At 40.6% G+C, this 18,603-nt stretch carries 13 protein-coding genes and 2 pseudogenes; 8 read left to right on the forward strand and 7 right to left on the reverse strand.

Annotation, left to right across the window (positions count from 1 at the left end; all coding sequences use genetic code 11):
* Positions 1-9: 9 nt before the first annotated feature.
* The 4 genes and pseudogenes from hflD to HHO47_RS19390 all read right to left on the reverse strand — a co-directional run.
* Positions 10-612: a high frequency lysogenization protein HflD gene (gene hflD / locus HHO47_RS11855; RefSeq protein WP_169020475.1), complete on the reverse strand. Its 603-nt coding sequence runs from the start codon at positions 610-612 to the stop codon at positions 10-12.
* Complete coding sequence (gene mnmA / locus HHO47_RS11860; RefSeq protein ID WP_169020476.1) at positions 612-1,712, reverse strand: tRNA 2-thiouridine(34) synthase MnmA; 1,101 nt, start codon at positions 1,710-1,712, stop codon at positions 612-614. The genes hflD and mnmA overlap by 1 nt, the downstream gene beginning before the upstream one ends.
* Positions 1,713-2,037: 325 nt before the next feature.
* Positions 2,038-3,885: an ABC transporter ATP-binding protein gene (locus tag HHO47_RS11865; protein ID WP_169020477.1), complete on the reverse strand. Its 1,848-nt coding sequence runs from the start codon at positions 3,883-3,885 to the stop codon at positions 2,038-2,040.
* Positions 3,886-4,000: 115 nt separating this feature from the next.
* Positions 4,001-4,152, reverse strand: a pseudogene (locus HHO47_RS19390) (DUF962 domain-containing protein); the annotation flags it as partial.
* A gap of 133 nt (positions 4,153-4,285) precedes the next feature.
* On the opposite strand from HHO47_RS19390, the gene HHO47_RS11875 reads away from it, so the two are divergent.
* Positions 4,286-6,448 carry a prolyl oligopeptidase family serine peptidase gene (locus HHO47_RS11875; protein ID WP_169020478.1) on the forward strand — a complete coding sequence of 721 codons (2,163 nt, stop codon included), beginning with the start codon at positions 4,286-4,288 and terminating at the stop codon, positions 6,446-6,448.
* 84 nt (positions 6,449-6,532) lie between these two features.
* On the opposite strand, the gene HHO47_RS11880 is transcribed toward HHO47_RS11875, so the two are convergent.
* On the reverse strand, positions 6,533-7,822 hold the full coding sequence (locus HHO47_RS11880) for an anti-phage deoxyguanosine triphosphatase (protein WP_169020479.1): 1,290 nt from the start codon (positions 7,820-7,822) through the stop codon (positions 6,533-6,535).
* Between the two features lie 176 nt (positions 7,823-7,998).
* On the opposite strand from HHO47_RS11880, the gene HHO47_RS11885 reads away from it, so the two are divergent.
* Both HHO47_RS11885 and HHO47_RS11890 read left to right on the forward strand, forming a co-directional pair.
* Positions 7,999-8,805 carry a glucosaminidase domain-containing protein gene (locus HHO47_RS11885; protein WP_169020480.1) on the forward strand — a complete coding sequence of 269 codons (807 nt, stop codon included), beginning with the start codon at positions 7,999-8,001 and terminating at the stop codon, positions 8,803-8,805.
* The gene (locus HHO47_RS11890; RefSeq protein WP_169020481.1) at positions 8,798-9,466 is read left to right on the forward strand and encodes a DUF2987 domain-containing protein; all 669 of its coding nucleotides are present in this window, start codon (positions 8,798-8,800) and stop codon (positions 9,464-9,466) included. Before HHO47_RS11885 ends, HHO47_RS11890 begins: the two co-directional genes overlap by 8 nt.
* Positions 9,467-9,537: 71 nt before the next feature.
* Here HHO47_RS11890 and HHO47_RS11895 read toward each other — a convergent pair whose 3' ends face one another.
* Positions 9,538-11,766 carry a patatin-like phospholipase family protein gene (locus HHO47_RS11895; protein WP_169020482.1) on the reverse strand — a complete coding sequence of 743 codons (2,229 nt, stop codon included), beginning with the start codon at positions 11,764-11,766 and terminating at the stop codon, positions 9,538-9,540.
* Positions 11,767-12,239: 473 nt separating this feature from the next.
* Here HHO47_RS11895 and HHO47_RS11900 point away from each other — a divergent pair, with 473 nt between their 5' ends.
* From HHO47_RS11900 to HHO47_RS11910, 3 genes and pseudogenes are all read left to right on the forward strand, one after another.
* Positions 12,240-12,455, forward strand: coding sequence for a hypothetical protein (locus HHO47_RS11900; RefSeq protein WP_169020446.1), 216 nt, complete (start codon positions 12,240-12,242; stop codon positions 12,453-12,455).
* Positions 12,433-12,654: pseudogene (locus HHO47_RS11905) on the forward strand (peptidase C39 family protein); the annotation flags it as partial. The gene HHO47_RS11900 and the pseudogene HHO47_RS11905, both read left to right, overlap by 23 nt.
* Positions 12,655-12,668: 14 nt before the next feature.
* Positions 12,669-13,160 (forward strand): MgtC/SapB family protein, encoded by a 492-nt coding sequence (locus HHO47_RS11910; protein WP_169020483.1) that lies wholly within the window; start codon positions 12,669-12,671, stop codon positions 13,158-13,160.
* Between the two features lie 113 nt (positions 13,161-13,273).
* On the opposite strand, the gene HHO47_RS11915 is transcribed toward HHO47_RS11910, so the two are convergent.
* On the reverse strand, positions 13,274-14,287 hold the full coding sequence (locus HHO47_RS11915; RefSeq protein WP_169020484.1) for a GlxA family transcriptional regulator: 1,014 nt from the start codon (positions 14,285-14,287) through the stop codon (positions 13,274-13,276).
* Positions 14,288-14,413: 126 nt separating this feature from the next.
* On the opposite strand from HHO47_RS11915, the gene HHO47_RS11920 reads away from it, so the two are divergent.
* Both HHO47_RS11920 and HHO47_RS11925 read left to right on the forward strand, forming a co-directional pair.
* The gene (locus tag HHO47_RS11920) at positions 14,414-16,321 is read left to right on the forward strand and encodes a beta-ketoacyl synthase (protein ID WP_169020485.1); all 1,908 of its coding nucleotides are present in this window, start codon (positions 14,414-14,416) and stop codon (positions 16,319-16,321) included.
* A gap of 185 nt (positions 16,322-16,506) precedes the next feature.
* Positions 16,507-18,309, forward strand: coding sequence for a M14 family metallopeptidase (locus HHO47_RS11925; RefSeq protein ID WP_169020486.1), 1,803 nt, complete (start codon positions 16,507-16,509; stop codon positions 18,307-18,309).
* Positions 18,310-18,603 lie beyond the last annotated feature (294 nt).

Consider the following 18,603-nt stretch of genomic DNA (forward strand, 5'->3'; position numbering starts at 1 on the left):
GAACGATAATTAAATATGGTTTTTAGCAATGGCAATGATTTTTCTTTTTGCAAAGAAAAAATGACGGCGTTTACCGCCCATTTGTCGCCATAATACTGCACTGCGAATACCTGCTAATAATAATGCACGTATTTTGTGTTGTACTAATTGCTGTTTTAATAAATCAGGTTTGCCATAAACCTGAATTCGGTGCCCAAGGGGGCTAAGCACCTTTGAGTAAATATCGGCAAGTGCCGTAATAACAGTATCATCAGTAATGGCAAAGTGATCAAGACGTCGCTTGATATCATCAATGCTTTTACCAAGCTCTGCTAAGCTACTTGCTTTTGCGCTCAGTGCACGCTCAAGTTGCATTAAACCGCCAACGTATTTGACGATTTCAACATCTTTCTTTTCACCTGCACTGAGTTGATTTAGTAAGATTTTATAGCCACCTTTTAGATTCTCAGTGCCTTGATATACATCACTGGGTGAATCAGGGGAGGTTTGTACAATACTGGCTAATAGTTTTTCTAATTCATAATCGTTGCTACTGCCGTACTGCGCTATTTTTTGAACTTGTTTAGCAACTTGGCACATGGCTGCTAATGCCATAACTTGGTGTTCATTCATTATTTGATCACCGAATCAATAATACCACCACCTAAACAAATTTCGTTGGCATAAAATACCGCAGATTGTCCTGGGGTCACTGCTTTTTGTGGTTCATCAAATAATACTCGGGCAAAACCGTCATCGCCAACGAGCAACGTACAGTTTAGGTCTTCTTGACGATAGCGAGTTTTTACCGTGCAGCGGGTGGTGCCTTTTGGCCCAACACGATCAACCCAGTGTAATTGATTGGCATTTAAACCATTGCTGTAAAGACGCGGATGGTCTTTACCTTGACCAACAATCAATACGTTGCGTTCTAGGTTTTTATCTACCACATACCATGGTTCGCCAGAGCCTTCTTTCATGCCGCCAATTAACAAACCTTTACGTTGACCAAGAGTGTGATACATCAAGCCTTCGTGCTCACCAACGTTGTTACCGTCTGTGTCTTCAATAACCCCCGGTTGTGCCGGTAAGAATTTTTGTAGGAAGTCTTTAAATTTTCGCTCACCGATAAAGCAAATACCGGTACTGTCTTTTTTATCGTGGGTAATTAAGTCTTGTTCTTCAGCAATGCGGCGCACTTCAGGTTTGGCAATATCACCCACAGGGAATAACGTTTGTGCAATATGGTCATGACTTAATGTGTATAAGAAGTAGCTTTGATCTTTGTTGTCATCAAGACCACGACACATAACGTATTTATCATCGCGTAATTCACGGCGTACATAATGGCCAGTGGCAATAAAGTCAGCGCCAAGCGCGGTTGTTGCAAATTCTAAAAAAGCTTTGAATTTGATTTCTTTATTACACATGATGTCAGGGTTGGGTGTACGACCTGCTTTGTACTCTGCAAGGAAATACTCAAATACGTTATCCCAATATTCAGCAGCAAAATTAACGGTATGAAGCTCAATATCTAGCTTATCACACACGGCTTGTGCGTCTTTTAAATCGTCAGCAGCTGCGCAATATTCATCATTATCGTCTTCTTCCCAGTTCTTCATAAACAGGCCTTCAACTTGATAGCCTTGTTGTTTTAATAGATAAGCTGATACAGAAGAATCAACACCGCCGGACATGCCAACGATGACTTTAATGTGACTATTTTCGCTCATGGATAATTTCGCTTATACAGGTTGCTGTCATTTAAACTACTAGCATTTACACGTATTACAGGGTTAAAGAAAAGACACTCTGACAAAGTACGCAGGCTATGAAAGGCCGCGATTATAGCATGTAAATATGCGCCCAAGCCACCGAAAATATGACTTTTGTAATGAACAACGAGATTGCTAAATTACACAATAAAGGGGCTATTTAATTAAAAACAGGGTCATTTTAGTGGAGTTAAATAAGAGGTCGCTAAATGATAGAGGTATAAGCTTCAGACACCAAAACTGTGTCTTGAAGCTTAAATATATAGTTGGCTGCAATTAATCGCTACTCTACACCAATAAACCCACCGGTTTGGTGTGACCACAACGCGGCATAAATCCCATTTTTTGCCAACAGCTCTTCATGGCTACCTTGCTCTACAATACCGCCGTCATCGAGCACGATGAGCCGGTCCATTTGTGCAATAGTGGATAGTCGATGAGCAATTGCGATCACAGTTTTACCTGTCATTAAATCATCAAGACTCGCTTGAATAGCCGCTTCAACTTCAGAGTCGAGTGCACTGGTAGCTTCATCTAAAATTAATATCGGGGCGTTTTTCAGCAGCACCCGAGCAATGGCGATACGTTGGCGTTGACCTCCAGAGAGTTTTACGCCGCGCTCACCCACTTGGGCTGCAAAACCTTTGTTGCCTTTACTATCTTCAAGATCATCAATAAATTCAAGTGCTTTGGCTTGTTTAGCTGCTTTCATCATTTCTTCATCGCTGGCATCTGGGCGACCATAAAGGATATTTTCTTTGACTGTCCGATGCAGTAAAGAGGTATCTTGGGTAACCATCGCAATGTATTTACGCAGGCTTTCTTGGCTCACTGTTGAGATATCTTGGCCGTCGATATTGATACCGCCGCTATCCACATCATAAAAACGTAGCAACAAATTAACGAGTGTTGACTTACCGGCACCAGAGCGACCAACAAGACCTATTTTCTCTCCGGCTTTGATGTTGAGATTTAAGCCATTGATAACAGCGCCGCGATGCGTTTCGTTTGCGGCTTTACCGTAGTTAAAATGCACATTATTAAAGTCAATTGCACCTGTGGTTACACTTAATGTGCTGGCATCAGGCAGATCATCGACTTCAATTGGGTTTGATAAGGTTTTCATACCATCAGCGACAGTGCCGATGTTTTCAAACAAGCCACTAATTTCCCACATGATCCACTGTGCCATGCCATTTAAACGCAGTGCTAAGCTTACCGCAATTGCAATTGCGCCGGCACTAATGGCACTCAGCGTCCATAAATACAAAGATAATGCCGCAACACTGAATACTAAGAAGTAGTTAAGCGTTTGAATGGCAAAGTTCAAACTGGTAACTAAGCGCATTTGTTTATACACAGGTTGTAAAAATACATCCATACTGTCTTTTGCGTACTGCTCTTCACGTTGGGTGTATGAAAACAATTTAATAGTCGAAATATTAGTGTAACTGTCAACTATTCGGCCAGTCATTTCAGAGCGTGCGTCTGCTTGTGAGCTAGCCACTTTTTTGAGCTTAGGTACATAGTACATTTGGATCAAAATATACAGAGCTAACCATATAAGTAAAGGAAGCATTAAGCGCCAATCGGCTTCGGCTACTAAAAACACCATAGCACCAAAATACACCACAATATACATAAGTACATCGAGTAGTTTCATCACGGTTTCACGCACCGCGAGGGATGTTTGCATTACTTTGGTGGCGATGCGCCCTGCAAATTCGTTTTGGTAAAAGCTGACACTTTGACGTAGCAAATAACGATGGGCTAACCAGCGAATTGACATCGGGTAATTACCTAACAAGGCTTGATGCAATATCGCAGAATGAAAGAACACCACGATAGGTAGGACAATAAGTAGCACTACCGCCATTTTTATGAGCTCAGATTTTTGCTCAACAAATAATGTTTCAGGGGTGTAGATACTTAGCCAATCAACAAGCTGACCCATATAGCTAAACAGTGATACTTCTAAAATCGCGAGCAATGCCGCGCTTAGCGACATAAAAAATAACGAGACTTCCATACCTTTGGTGTAGTGACGACAAAATGCAAATAGCGTCGCCGGAGGCTGGGTTGGCTTTTGTTCGGGAAACGGTTTGATCATCCGCTCAAATAATCGATACATTTTAATATCTTGAATAGCAAAAATGGCGTTAACTATATCACTGAAAAGCGACAAAAACAGGTTTGCATAATGATCTTTTGCTTGTTGGTCGGTTATTACTAAATAATAGTGACTCCCATTTTATTTTGCCAATCAGCATATCTTTAAACATCACCCACGCAAAAGCATAACCAATAAAGGATAGCAACCACAACAGTACATGCAAAACGATTATAAGCACCAATTGACTACCAAAAAATGTAACCGCCTACAGCTGATATTTTTATGCTATTGACAGGTTTTAAATATTTAGTTTTACATTTCTTTACAGATATTAGGCGCTTTGCTCTCATACTAGTGGACATACTTACGGCAAATTTATACCGTAATGAGTCTAACTAATAACTAAAAGACCATAATCATGTTAAAAAAAACGATTACTTGCGCGGTGTTAGTTGCGCTTTGGGGATGTTCTGAATCGACATCAATATCAACAACCAATCCAAATAATGCAGCAGCCCCAATGACTGCTAGCCAATCTATCACTTACCCGGAAACAAAAAAAGGGACTGTGGTTGATCAGTACTTTGACGAGAAAGTGGCGGATCCATACCGTTGGTTAGAAGATGATATGAGCAGTGATACTGCTAAGTGGGTTAAAACACAAAATGAACTGACTTTTTCATACCTTGAAAACATTCCTTATCGCGACAAATTAAAAGCCAGCCTTGAAAAGCTAATGAATTACGAAAAAGTAACGGCTCCATTTACTGAGGGTGAATACACCTACTTTTATAAAAATGATGGCCTACAGAACCAATATGTACTTTATCGTAGTAAAGGCGAGGGCGAAGCAGAGGTTTTCCTCGATCCCAATAAGTTTAGCGAAGATGGTACAACTTCAATGTCTGGGCTTACATTTTCTGAAGATGGTTCACTAGCAGCTTATCAGATCTCAGAAGGTGGCAGTGATTGGCGTAAAGTCATTATTATTGATACGCAAAGTAAAGACCAAATTGAAAGTGCATTAATCGATATAAAGTTCAGTGGTATTGCTTGGGTTGGCAACGATGGTTTTTATTACTCAAGCTACGACAAACCTAAAGGCAGTGAACTCTCGGCAAAAACTGATCAACACAAAGTGTATTACCATAAATTAGGCACTGCACAAACAACCGATGAACTTATTTATGGTGGCACAGAGGAACAAAAACATCGCTATATTGGTGCATCAGTAACGCGTGATAATCGCTACTTATTGATTTATGCTAGTGTTTCAACATCTGGTAATAAACTGTTTATTAAAGATTTAACTAAGCCAGATAGCAAACTTGTTACAGTGCTTGATAATACAGACTCAGACACTTACGTTTTAGATAACGACGCCAGCAAACTATTTTTAGTAACAAACTTAAATGCGCCGAATAAGAAAGTAGTGACGGTAGACGCCGCAAACCCAACTGTTGAACATTGGCAAGACTTGATCCCAGAAACAGATAATGTATTGAGTATGTCTAAAGGGGGGGATTTCTTTTTTGCAAAATACATGGTTGATGCCATTTCTAACGTGCAACAATATGACAAAGCTGGCAAGTTAGTTCGTGAAATTAGCCTACCAGGAGTGGGCACTGCGCGTGGCTTCAGTGGTAAAAAAGAAAGCACCACACTGTATTATTCATTTGCCAATTACACCACACCGGGTAACACCTATTCGTTTGATGTAAATACTGGTAAATCAGACGTTTACCGTAAATCTGGGGCGCAGTTTGATTCTGCAGAATATACTTCCGAACAAGTATTTTATAGCTCAAAAGATGGCACTAAAGTACCGATGATCGTCTCGTATAGAAAAGATTTAAAGCGTGATGGTACTAACCCAACTATTTTATATGGTTATGGCGGTTTTAATGCCAGTATGACGCCAAGCTTTAGTTCAACTATTGCAGCGTGGCTTGAGCAAGGCGGGGTCTATGCGGTGGCTAATATTCGTGGTGGCGGTGAATATGGTAAACAGTGGCACGATGCGGGCACACAACTTAAAAAGCAAAATGTATTTGATGACTTTATAGCTGCCGCTGAGTATTTAAACGCTGAGAAATACACATCAAGTGATTACCTAGCCGTTCGTGGGGGGTCAAACGGCGGTTTATTAGTTGGCGCGGTCATGACTCAGCGCCCTGAGTTATTTAAAGTCGCACTACCTGCAGTAGGCGTACTTGATATGTTACGTTATCACACCTTTACCGCCGGAGCTGGCTGGGCATATGACTATGGTACGAGTGAGCAAAGTAAAGAAATGTTTGATTACTTAAAAGGCTACTCGCCAGTTCATAATGTAAAAGCTGGAGTTAAATACCCAGCAACCTTGATCACTACGGGCGATCATGATGACCGTGTGGTGCCAGCTCACTCTTATAAGTTTGCAGCGGAGCTACAAACCAAAGGTGCAGGGAACAACCCATACCTTATCCGTATTGAAACTAATGCGGGTCATGGTGCAGGTACACCAACCAGTAAAATTATTGATCAATATGCAGATATTTACGGTTTCACCCTTTATAACATGGGTATCAAGTCACTGTAATTGTATAATATAAATAAAACACCGAAGCGATTGTTTCGGTGTTTTTAACGTTGCACAGTGGGACTTTGCAACGCAAGAGTAATATTAGCTATTACTTGAAAAAAGGCGTTGGTGTGTTTTAAACGCATACTCGTCAGTCATCCCACTTAAATAATCACAAATTACTCTGTGTGTATTACCATTTCGTTGTTGTGCTTGGCGAAACACATTTGCTGTGGTTTCAGGTAAAAGTCGTAATGGTTCACAGGCAAACGCTTCAAATAATTCAATAATTAACTTTTGTCCTTTAAACTCAATTTGCTGCATATGTGAAGCACGAATGAGTCGTTGATAAATAAATGACTTTAAAGTCTCAAGTAAATGCTGATAACTGTGCGGTAGTTCAACGGTATAATTTAAAATTGGATTTTCAAACTCAAGTTCTGTGTGTGCAATGGATGATTGAGTAATAAATAAGTTTACTAATTCACCAATGACATCTTTCCGTTGTGCTTCGCTACCTAAAAATAGCCGCTCGGTTAAGTTACTGTCGTCAAGCCACTCACATTGCACAAATTCAAGTGCGGGTAAAGCATGATTTTGCCACTCTTTTAGGGTGATTTGCTCTGTTGCAATTGCGTCTTCAAGGTCATGTACGGCATAAGCGATATCATCGGCAAGTTCCATAATGGCCGCGTCAAGGGACTTAAAACGGGTTTTAGATCTAAACTCATCGACGGCCTTAAAATCGCCTAAACGCTGTTTGTCAGCGTCAGATAAAGGCGCTAAAATCCAGTCAAAGGTTGCTTTATCATCCTTGTATAAGCCTTTTGCTGGGCGCCAGTCGTCAGCTTTTATAAATGCACGTTGTGGATCATGACGTGGGATGGTGTGCCATAAGTCATTAATAAAGGCCGGGTATTTTATAAAACCAAGCAAAGTACGGCGCGTTAAATTCATACCATGACCATCACTGTATGGTTCGAGTCTTGAAACAATGCGCAGTGTTTGTGCATTGCCTTCAAAACCACCATGCTCACGCATCATGTAGTTAAGCGCGATTTCACCGCCATGCCCATAAGGCGGGTGGCCTATATCATGGGCCAAACAAAGCGTCTCAAGTAGACTTGGATCAGGAAAGTGTGTGAAGTCTGGGTGTTGTTTCTCTAAATGGCGAAGTAAACCACTGCCAATTTGCGATACCTCTAAAGAATGCGTTAATCGTGTACGATGAAAATCATTTAGGCCAATTCCCATTATCTGAGTTTTAGCTTGCAAACGTCTAAATGCTGCTGCATGGATTATCCGGGAGCGGTCTACTTGCCACGCTGAGCGATTGTCATTAGGGCGAAACTTGTTTTGATTTATTATGCGGCTTTGCCAGTCTAATTCCATTAATGAGTATCCGGTAACTTTCTTAGCGTTTCTATGCGCTTAATTGTAGCTGATTTTTTAAGATTATAAATCCTTCAAATGGGTATATTCGCCTTTATTGAAGGGCTTAGGTATAATGAATGGTCAGATGCGTGTGGATATACCATGCATAAATGTTAGTTTCTTTGAGAGAATACATGCTTAAGTATCTTTTTCGTTTAATTGTTAGCCTATTTTTTATTTGGGCATTGAGTTACCCATTTATAGAACAGCCGGATCCAACTATTGAGGACGAAACAACCTCAATCAAGTCACCAGTCAAAAAGAAAGAAAAGCCTTTACATAATATTCAACTTCCTGATTTTGATGGTTTTAGTGATGTAAAAGAAAAAAAACATGCGTTTTTCAGCTTTATCCGCCCACATGTTGAGGCTGAAAATAAAAAAATTCTGCAGCAGCGGGCAACGCTGGAGATTGCATTGATGATGGTGCAATACGATGAGCCATTAAGTCGCACGCAAACCAAGCAAGTTAAAACGATTTTAAATAGCTATAAATTACCAGCAACGATAGATAGTTTGTCTTTGCGTCAGGCATTACGCCGAGTTGATATTATCCCAAAAGAATTAGCGCTGATGCAAGCGGCCAACGAATCAGCATGGGGGACGTCTCGGTTTGCTCGAATAGGCTTAAACTTTTTTGGTCAGTGGTGTTATAGCAAAGGCTGCGGTATGGTGCCTAATCGTCGTAATAGCGGTGCAGATCATGAGGTAGCGGCATTTAAATCTGTGCGCGCAGCCGTGACTTCTTATTTTAAAAATATTAACACTCACGCTGCCTATAAACACTTACGTAGTATCCGCGCCGATTTACGTTTACAAGAAAAGCCAATTTCAGCGACTAAACTAAGCTATGGATTAACCTCATATTCTGAACGTGGCGAAGCGTATATCGAAGAATTAAACCAAATGATCAACCAAAATAGAGCTTACTTTGATGAATAACCCAAGATTTCGTTTCAGTTATATTATGGCCGCTGCCGTTGCACTAATAGCAACGTTTACTGTGCAAGCAAAAGAGTTTGTTGTCTCCTATGATGGCTTTTATGACCGTTTAAAAGTCGTCAATAAAGGTGATTTTCAATTTGCTCAGGTTAATTTTTACATCACTGACATTGCTAGTAATGATGAATGTTTAATTAAAACTGGGCGCATTATTACTGAGCGAGAGGAGTTTCCACTTAATTATACTGAGTATGCTCAGCTTTTACTTCCTTTTGATAAACAACTTGATACAAATAAAGCTGTGGTGGTTATCGAGCCTCAAAACGAAAACCATGATTGCCAGTTAAAACTGCAAATTGAAGCGCGTGAGTTTAATAATAGTAATTTGAATAAACACCAGTTGTATCAGCTTAATAATGAGTTTGATGAATTATTATCGGATCTGTCGGGATTTTTTGTTAGCAAATTGATGAGCTTTTTATTGCCTGAACAACAAGGTGTAGTGCTGACTTTTGCAGAGCCAGTCACTATTGCCGATCCTGCTTTTGACTGCCAAGAATTGGTTTGTCATGTAACTATTAATGAGCAATGGCAAGATGATAAAACCGCATTTGCAATCGCTACGCCATTGGTAAAAGTCACGCCTTGGATTGCAAAATAATCACGATGTGATGAATAACGACTAATAGCGCCATTTATGGCGCTATTTATGGCGCTATTTATGGCGCTATTTTAAAAGGGAATACCTAAAAACAGATAAAAACTTTCATCTCCAGTGGTTGATTGACCATACGCCAAATAAGCAGGCCCCACTGGGCTATCCCAGCCTAAAAATACACTACTGCTGTAAATCAAATCAGAATAATCAATATCACTTTTAGTTTGCCAAGCATTACCTGCTTCAAGCGATGTTCCTAAATAAAGGGGCAGGTTAATAGCGCCAAAATTATTCGACACTAATTCATAGGTATAAATAACACTCATAAAGCGTACATGTTGCCCTGAAATTGTATCTAAAGGATTACCTGATAAGTTTAAAAAGCCGCCCAAAGAGGATAAACCAATCAACGCAGTTGGGTCGGTATCTAAAATACTTTGATACCGAAAAAGACCTCTGAGACTATGGTAACCTATTGAATAAACGGTATTGTATTCTATGCCTAAATTGGTGCTAAAGTTTGATTTATCAAGAATATCGAAATTTAAATATTCTATTTTCGCATCCAGTCTATTGCCTGAACGTGGGAAGCTGGCATGATCAAAACTATCGTAGTTAAGTTCAAAAACTGCACCATATTGACGGTAATCCAACCTATTTTTATCTGTTTGGTTATCAAAAACGCCAGGTAGTTTGAGAGTGCCTTCAGAATACATAGGTCCAAACAAAATATTCAGTTTGTCGTACTTGTCCCAGCCAATACCTGCACTAAAATCTGTATGGCTATCAGTAAGCTCACCTAAGATAATGTTGTTTATATAGTACGAAAAAATTTCTCTTTGAAAGCTACCGCCAACCTGCCAATAAAAACCACTGGTGTTGATTGGCCAATATAGCTCTGTGCTCAGCTCTTTTTCAGTGCCGATTATTGCCTTGGTGTACCACTGGGCACCGTAAGGCGATAAATTAGTATAGCGATAAGCAGCGCCGATTTGATATTCGCTGAAGGTTTCAAAGGTATCTTCAAACGATAATTTAAAATCTAAGTAACCTGGGCCCCATTCTTTTTCTTCAACTTCAAGGTCTATATCAAGTTTGTCTTCTTGCTGTTCTATAACGGTATTTACTCGGACTAATGTCCCTTGCCCATATAGGCGATCAATACCTTGTTGAATAGCGTTAAGATTGGTTTTTTTACCGGGCTTAACACCAAAACGATCAGCAATATAGTCATCATTTAAGCGACTATTATTGGTGATTTTAATACTGTTAACTGGTTGTTGAAATAAGGTAACACTTTTGCGCTTAACAGGCTCTGCGGTATTAGCCAGCTGTTTACTAACAGTGCTGTCAGTAAGTGCCGTAACGGCAGATTGGTAGCCTTGTGAAATGGTTGAGGTTACTTTTTCAAAATCGAGTATTTCAACATCATTGAGTGTAGGCTTGATATAAATATCATTACTGGTCAGTAGTTTTTTTTGTTGATTTACATTTTTAGTGACCAAAAAGCCAGTCAACTGCATGATAATGCTTAAACTTGAATTGAGCTCATCTTTATTCAAAGTCGCAGAGCCAATATCTACAGCAATAACAATATCGGCGCCTAATTCTTTTGCCACACTGATAGGCAGGTTGTTAGCAATTCCGCCATCTACCAAGAGTTGGTTGTTAAGCTCAATAGGGCGCAATAGCCCTGGAATAGACATTGAACTTTGAATTGCTTTGCTTAAATCCCCTTGGCTCAGTATTACTTGTTCACCACTTTGTGCGTCTGCAGCAATGGCGCGAAAGGGAATTGTTAAATCATCAAATGAACCAAAAATAGGGTAAATACCGAGCATTTCATCAAGCAGCTTTTTCATCCCTTGGCCTTGGATAATACCGCGAGGTAATTTTAATTGTTTGCCATCAAAACCTAAATCAAGCTGGATAGGAAAGTTATCAATATGTTGTTTACGCCGATTGGGTAGCTCACTGCGGTTGAGATCGTCTTTGTAACCTGTGTTCCAATCTGCTTGAGAGAACAGTTGTTCAATTTCCGTCGCAGATAATCCACTGGCGTAGAGGCCTCCAACAAACGAGCCTATACTGGTTCCAACAATGACATCTATTTTTATGCCCTGTTGTTCAATTGCTTTTAATACACCAATATGCGCGCCACCACGGGCACCGCCACCGCCAAGTACTAAGGCAACACATGGACGCTCGCTAACATGGCTACAAGGGAACTGCTGCGTTTGTTCATTAGCTTCTAAATTAAAACAGGCAGCCAATAACAACAAGCATGTAAGACGCAATTTCACCAGTAAAAAGCCCATTCATTAAAAGTCAGTTTGAGTATAAATCCCCAGCGTGTTATGTCAATTAAGCTATTGATATTCAAACTTAGATTAAGGCAAATGGGTTACATAAATCGAAAAGCAAGGTAAAATCACCTTATCTCTGATGACGAATAGAGAACATGATCAATAAAACCCACTTTATAGAGCATTAGCAATTTCATGTTCAAGTGTTAACGCCACATGCGCCATTGGGTATACCAACAAAAAAGCTTTCTTAGCTGATCTTTAGGGGTTAAATTTAGCATCACGTCATTGATTAAATTTACTTATCTTAACGCTAAAAATTACTCGTTGGTAAGACGAATAAAAACCCTTTATAAATCACCTGTAGATTAAGCAGTAGCTGAATCTAAAGCACCCATCCTGTTAAGTACACCAGTTGCACAACAATGACTTAGCAGTATGGGTGTTTCTATTTACATTCACTCTTATATTTGTATTTTGACTTATTTTACCCAGCGCCTATTTTATTTGTTGATGAAGCTGGACTGTTACAGCAAGGTTCATTGGCGTCGCTTAATGCTCAGCAGCATCATGACTTTGTGCATGATGCGTTTAATTATCAAAAAGTACCGAGCTTAAAAACCGTAGTGGTAGCCGATCAAAGTGATGAAACCATCACCCAGCTTGAAGAGTACGTATCGCTTTGATGGTAAAAAGTCACCGCATTGGGTGTGTGTAACGCATTTAGATGAGCATTGTCTATATGTCCATGACCCTTTTTGTGAAAGCGATAAACAGCTGGCGATTGATTGTCAACATGTCCCCATCGCTAAGAGTGACTTTTTAAAAATGGCCAGTTTCGGTAGTTCTCGTTTGAGTACGGCACTGGCTATACACATGCAGTAATTTTAGGATCTTGAGTGACTTTTTTTGAATTAGTAGATATCGCCCCCTATTCGTGGTCGGCAATAGGCAGTGCTGCATTTTGTGGCGCTTTGATTGGTATGGAACGCCAGTTACGGGGCAAACCAGTAGGAATAAGAACCTCAGTACTGATTATATTAGGTACTTATTTGTTTTTAGCTACGGCGTTTATGCTCCATGGTGATGTGATTGACCACTCGCGCGTGGTTGGTCAAATTATTACTGGCATCGGTTTTTTAGGTGCTGGAGTGATGCTCGCTAAAGATGGTGCTGTGGTTGGAGTAACATCGGCGGCAACTATCTGGGTTTTGGCATCTATTGGTGTAGTGATTGCAACCGATAATTTATTAGCAGCTATTAAACTATCTATTTTAGTGGTGGGTATTTTATATGGTGTAGATGTCCTTGAAGCTAAGTTTAAAAGCCTAGGGCGCGGTGTTCATGCTCAGGTTAAACGCTATTCTAAATTGTACTACAAAAAGCGTTAATCTACGCTGCAAATCCTGCGCAGATACAAAGTAGAGAACACATGACTTGTATCTGCGCAAACAGTTATTGAATAAAATGATGACCAAGCTCATTCGTGAGCTATTCGCGTCGATTAACTCCCAAATAACTTTCTTCTAACCACTTTTCGATACTCACTAGGGGTTTGCGAGAGCACTTTTTTAAACACGCGGGTTAAATGGCCTTGATCATTGTAACCTACCTCTAAAGCAACCTCCTGAATTGATAAGTTAGATGATGCAAGTAGCTCCTTGGCTGTTTGTACGCGCAATTGCTGCCAATATTCAATGGGGCTTTGGTTGGTCGCAATGCGAAAGCGGCGGGTAAAAGAGCGGTAACTCAAACTAAATAGTTGCGCGACCTCTGTTAAACTTTGCTCTGTGGTTAAGTTGTTTTTTAACCAGAATTGAATTTGCGCAATTAGTTCGTCTGGATGCCGATCAACGGCGCCTTCAAGGTAGCGCTGATCTTCGTAAGGTTTACGAATTTCGTGAGAAAAGTTGCGCTCAACATGTTGAGCGGCGGCCTGTCCGTAGTATTGGCTAATAATATGCACGATCACATCTGCTAACGCATTTAGACTTGCCACACTGTATAAACGCTCAGATTGAGTGATAAAAAAATCAGGCTTGAGCAGTACTTGTGGGTAGTCGCGTTTAAATTGCTCTGCATAATGCCAATGGGTGGTAGCGGGGTGACCATTCAGTAACTTAGCTTCAGCGATTAAGCAGTTGCCAGTACCCACGCCAATGATGGAGCTACCCGTTTGCCAGCTACTGGCAAGCCACTGAACTAACCCTGAGTTTGCTCTGACAACAGGGCGAGGGTTGCGCCAAATACCAGGAACGATGATCAAATCACTATTTGGAGCGTTGTCATAGCTGTACTCGGGTAAAATTGCTAAACCGTTGCGGTTTTGAATGGGCTTTTTATCTTTTGCAATCAAATTTATTAGTAATGGTCGAAATTGTGTCGTTTTTGCATGACCCTGTGCATAGGCTTCACCGGCTCTGAGCATTTCGATGGGCAGCGTTAAACTAGTGATCAGTAAATGCTGGTAGACCAAAATACTGATCTGTAACGGGCTATCTTTGAGATTGTTGTCCATTTAATTGCTCCGACCAGTTACGATTGGCCTATTAGTCTTGTTATTTGGCTATTTAAGCACAATGTTGGTGATTAAATCCATCTAAACTGCAAGTATCTCCTATAACACGTTTTCTCAAGGTAAATTATGACAGCATTACCCGTTATTATCGGCATGGGTGGAATTAACGCCGCAGGCCGTACTTCTTTTCATCAAGGTTATCGTCGTATCGTGTTAAACAGCTTAGATACTCAAGCTCGCCAAGAAACATTTTTAGGCCTCGCCACGTTAATGAACTTAGTGAGTCTTGTGAATGGGCAATTGCAAGATTTACAAGGCAATACTGTTGAGCAAAGCGACATAGAAGCACGCTTTGGTGAGCAAATTATTGCTGGTACGTTAATTCGTAAAATTGAACAAGAGCATTTTGATGTCGATGCAACACCGTGGCAGCAAAAAATGACATTAACCGCGTCAGATGACAGCGCCATTGTGTTTGAGACACGTCGTCGAGATTTACCCTCGCCGATCCCTGCAAGTTGGCACGTAGAAGAGCTTGAAAATAAAAAAGTAAAAGTAACCATTGCGGCTCAGTTTGATATTAAACATGATTCTACTCGCGATAATCCGATTAAATCGGCTGGGCAACTACCAACAGGGTTTGATCCATCAATTATGTACAACAGCCGCTACCAGCCACGCGGTTTACAAGCCACTATTTTTGCTGCGACTGACGCGATTAAATCAACCGGACTTGATTGGCAACACATTATGAATAGTGTTGAGCCTGATAAAATTGGCACTTATTCAGCGTCGGTTATTGGTCAAATGGATGATAAGGGCTTAGGTGGTTTAGTAAAAGCCCGCCAGCAAGGTGATCGCGTCAGCACTAAGCAGTTAGCGCTTGGCTTAAATACAATGTCGACCGATTTTATTAATGCCTATGTGACGGGCAATGTAGGCACTACCTTTTCAACTTCAGGCGCGTGTGCAACATTCTTATATAACTTACGCGCTGCAGTAAATGACATACAAGCAGGGCGTACTCGTGTTGCTATTGTGGCAAGTGTTGAATGCGCAATAACTCCTGAAGTTGTTGAAGGCTTTGGTAATATGAGTGCGCTGGCGAATATTGAAGGTTTACGCCGCTTGGATAACTTAAACAATAATGACGAGCCTGATTATCGTAAAAGTAGCCGTCCATTTGGTGAAAATTGTGGCTTTACAATAGGTGAAGGTGCACAAGTGGCTATTTTAATGGATGATGCGTTAGCACTGGAGTTGGGCGCAGACATTCTAGGCTGCGTGCCTGATGTATTTGTAAATGCTGATGGTGTTAAAAAATCAATTACATCACCGGGACCGGGTAATTATATAACCATGGCGAAGTCGGCGGCATTAGCCACGAGCTTATTAGGTAAAGAAGCATTACAACAACGTAGCTTTATTTTAGCGCATGGTTCAAGCACACCACAAAACCGCGTAACAGAGTCATTAATTTATCATAAGGTGGCACACACATTTGCTATTGATAGTTGGAAAGTAGCAGCACCGAAAGCGTATGTAGGGCATACTATTGCGCCTGCTAGTGGCGATCAATTAGCGATGGCGCTGGGTGTATTTGCACATAATATTATGCCGGGTATTACCACCATAGATAAAGTGGCTGACGATGTGCATAACCAATATTTAGACATTCGTACTGAGCATTATCAGTGTGAAGACATGGATATTGCCTTTATTAATTCAAAAGGCTTTGGCGGTAATAATGCCACCGCCACTGTTTTATCACCGATGGTGACCATGAAAATGTTAGCAAAACGCCATGGTAGTGCGGTGATGGATGCATATACATTGAGCAATCAAACCGTTACAGCCGCTCAGGCTAATTATCAGCAACAAGCTGATTTAGGACAATATGAGCTAATTTATCGCTTTGGTGATGGTATGATTGATGAAGATGAAATCGTCATTTCTGATACCGACATGCATATTCCCGGATTTGATAAAGCCATTGCATTGAGTAAAACGAATCCTTATCAAGATATGTTTTAAGCACATTATTCTTGAGTGGCAAGGCGCTTTTATAGCGCCTTTTTTAATGCGTGAATATTAGCCCTATAAAGTTTTCAAATTGTCATTGGCTGCATTTTTTTGTTGAATCACCGCAGTTTACGCGATCTGTCATTTATCCTTGTTATAATTTCAAGTTATTAAAGAGGCCAACGTTTGAGAGTCCTATGATCGCCAGTTTATTATTGTTAAGTGCCAGTGTTACATTAAATAGCCATTTACCGCCTTTGTTGCCATGGCAAGGTCAAAGTTTGGCACTGATACAACAAAAAGGCCCATTAACCACTGATTTCGAACTAAGCAAAGGGCTAAAATCACCAAATTATCAGCAAACTATGGCCTTTGTTGATCGTCTTGTTGCAGCAAACCCAACCCAATTTCAAGTGCAAACGATTGCACATAGTGCCAGTGGCCGTGCGATCAATATGATGGTAGCCAGTGAAGACGGTGCATTTACGCCTTCGCAGTTAATGCAAAACGCTAAGCCAACCATTTTTATTCAAGCGGGAATTCATGCCGGCGAAATTGACGGTAAAGATGCGATGTTTATGTTGCTACGCGATATTGCAACCGGTAAACGTCGCGATATTTTAAGCCAAGTGAACATCTTATTTATTCCTATTTTAAATGTTGATGGTCATGAGCGTAGTAGCCAGTTTAATCGCATAAACCAGCGTGGCCCAGTTGAAATGGGTTTTAGAACCAATGCTAATAATTTAAATTTAAATCGTGATTTCACCAAACTAGATACGCCGGAAGTGCGAGGTGTATTAAAGGTGATCAAGCAGTTTAACCCCGATTTATATATCGATGTACACGTGACTGACGGCGCAGATTATCAATACGATGTAACTTACGGGTATAACCCCGTATTTGCCAGTGAATCGCCAAGTGTGTCAGATGCGCTCAATAATTATTTTAAACCTATCATCGACACAAAATTACAAGCGCAAGGCCATATACCTGGGTCGCTGGTATTTGTAATGGATAAGCGCGAGTTTAAAAAAGGCTTAGCGGGCTGGGTTGCCACGCCTCGTTATTCGAATGGTTGGGGGGATTTAAGATCGTTACCCACAATTCTTGTCGAAAATCATTCATTAAAACCGTATAAACAACGTGTACTTGGCACCTATGTATTTTTAGATGGGGCTATTTCAGCATTGGCGCAACATCATCAACAATTAACTGAAGCGGTTGAAAAAGAACATGCTTTTGTGCCAAGCCAGCTTATTGTTGAACGCGGTTATACAAAACAGCCAAACACTATCGCATTTGCAGGGATCAAATATTCGCGCAGTAAAAGCGCCTTGAGTGGCCAGATGGAAGTAAAGTATTTAGGTGAAAAACAGCACTATGATGCGTTGCCCATTTACTGGCAGAAGGACGCAAAAACCGTGATCACCGTACCAAGTACATTTTATATTCCACCTGCGTATCCACACATTGTCGAAAAACTCAAATTACATGGTATTACAGTAGAAAGCGTGAGCAGTGATGAGCTGGTAACTAATTTAAAAGTCGCGGTAGTAACAAAGCATGAATTTGATAAAGCGCCGTTTGAAGGACGCTTTCGAGTAAACGCAGATTTTGATTTTGTAGATGTACCAGAAAAGTCGTTGACCGGTTGGTCTAAAGTTGAAACTGCTCAACCTTTCGGTGAGTTAGCAACTCACCTTTTACACCCCAAAGCACCGGATTCATTTTTTGCGTGGGGTGAGTTTAATACGATTTTTCAACGTACTGAGTACATGGAAAACTATGCATTAGCGCCGTATGCTCGCCATATGCTCAAAGATAAACCGGCACTTGCACTTGAGTTTGATAAAAAAATTCGTGAGGATGCCGCTTTTGCTAAAGACGCACAAGCACGCTTAAACTGGCTTTATGAGCATACGCCATTTTATGATCAAGCGTATTTAAAGTATCCTGTGCTGATGACATTTGACACTAAACCGCAAATAAAGAATTAACATATGGAAATAACCACGCAGCGGTTATCGATTCTAGTGGCGACGCTGATAAAATTATTACTGAGCTTGCTAAGCAGCAGTTACTTGACTCGATTAAAAATCAAATTTTGACACTGCCTGATGAAACGCAAATTCTATCTGGGCATGGATCTGACACTAAAGAGCTGACTGAGCGCATATCGAATCCATTTACAAGTGGTGAATTTGCTTAGTTGCGCATAATAAATGCTTAAAAATACAAGACTCAAGCTACAAACCAATGTATAATTTAACCAATTTAGTAAAATAAATAAG

The organism is Pseudoalteromonas arctica (assembly GCF_012927645.1).
GTDB classification, from domain to species: Bacteria; Pseudomonadota; Gammaproteobacteria; order Enterobacterales; family Alteromonadaceae; genus Pseudoalteromonas; species Pseudoalteromonas arctica_A.

Excerpts from the sequence above, each read along its gene's own strand:
- mnmA (WP_169020476.1), bottom strand. The coding sequence starts at position 1,712 with ATGAGCGAAAATAGTCACATTAAAGTCATCGTTGGCATGTCCGGCGGT.
- HHO47_RS11865 (WP_169020477.1), bottom strand. The coding sequence starts at position 3,885 with ATGTATCGATTATTTGAGCGGATGATCAAACCGTTTCCCGAACAAAAG.
- HHO47_RS11890 (WP_169020481.1), top strand. The coding sequence starts at position 8,798 with ATGAATAACCCAAGATTTCGTTTCAGTTATATTATGGCCGCTGCCGTT.
- HHO47_RS11880 (WP_169020479.1), bottom strand. The coding sequence starts at position 7,822 with ATGGAATTAGACTGGCAAAGCCGCATAATAAATCAAAACAAGTTTCGC.
- HHO47_RS11920 (WP_169020485.1), top strand. The coding sequence starts at position 14,414 with ATGACAGCATTACCCGTTATTATCGGCATGGGTGGAATTAACGCCGCA.
- HHO47_RS11915 (WP_169020484.1), bottom strand. The coding sequence starts at position 14,287 with ATGGACAACAATCTCAAAGATAGCCCGTTACAGATCAGTATTTTGGTC.
- hflD (WP_169020475.1), bottom strand. The coding sequence starts at position 612 with ATGAATGAACACCAAGTTATGGCATTAGCAGCCATGTGCCAAGTTGCT.
- HHO47_RS11885 (WP_169020480.1), top strand. The coding sequence starts at position 7,999 with ATGCTTAAGTATCTTTTTCGTTTAATTGTTAGCCTATTTTTTATTTGG.
- HHO47_RS11875 (WP_169020478.1), top strand. The coding sequence starts at position 4,286 with ATGTTAAAAAAAACGATTACTTGCGCGGTGTTAGTTGCGCTTTGGGGA.
- HHO47_RS11925 (WP_169020486.1), top strand. The coding sequence starts at position 16,507 with ATGATCGCCAGTTTATTATTGTTAAGTGCCAGTGTTACATTAAATAGC.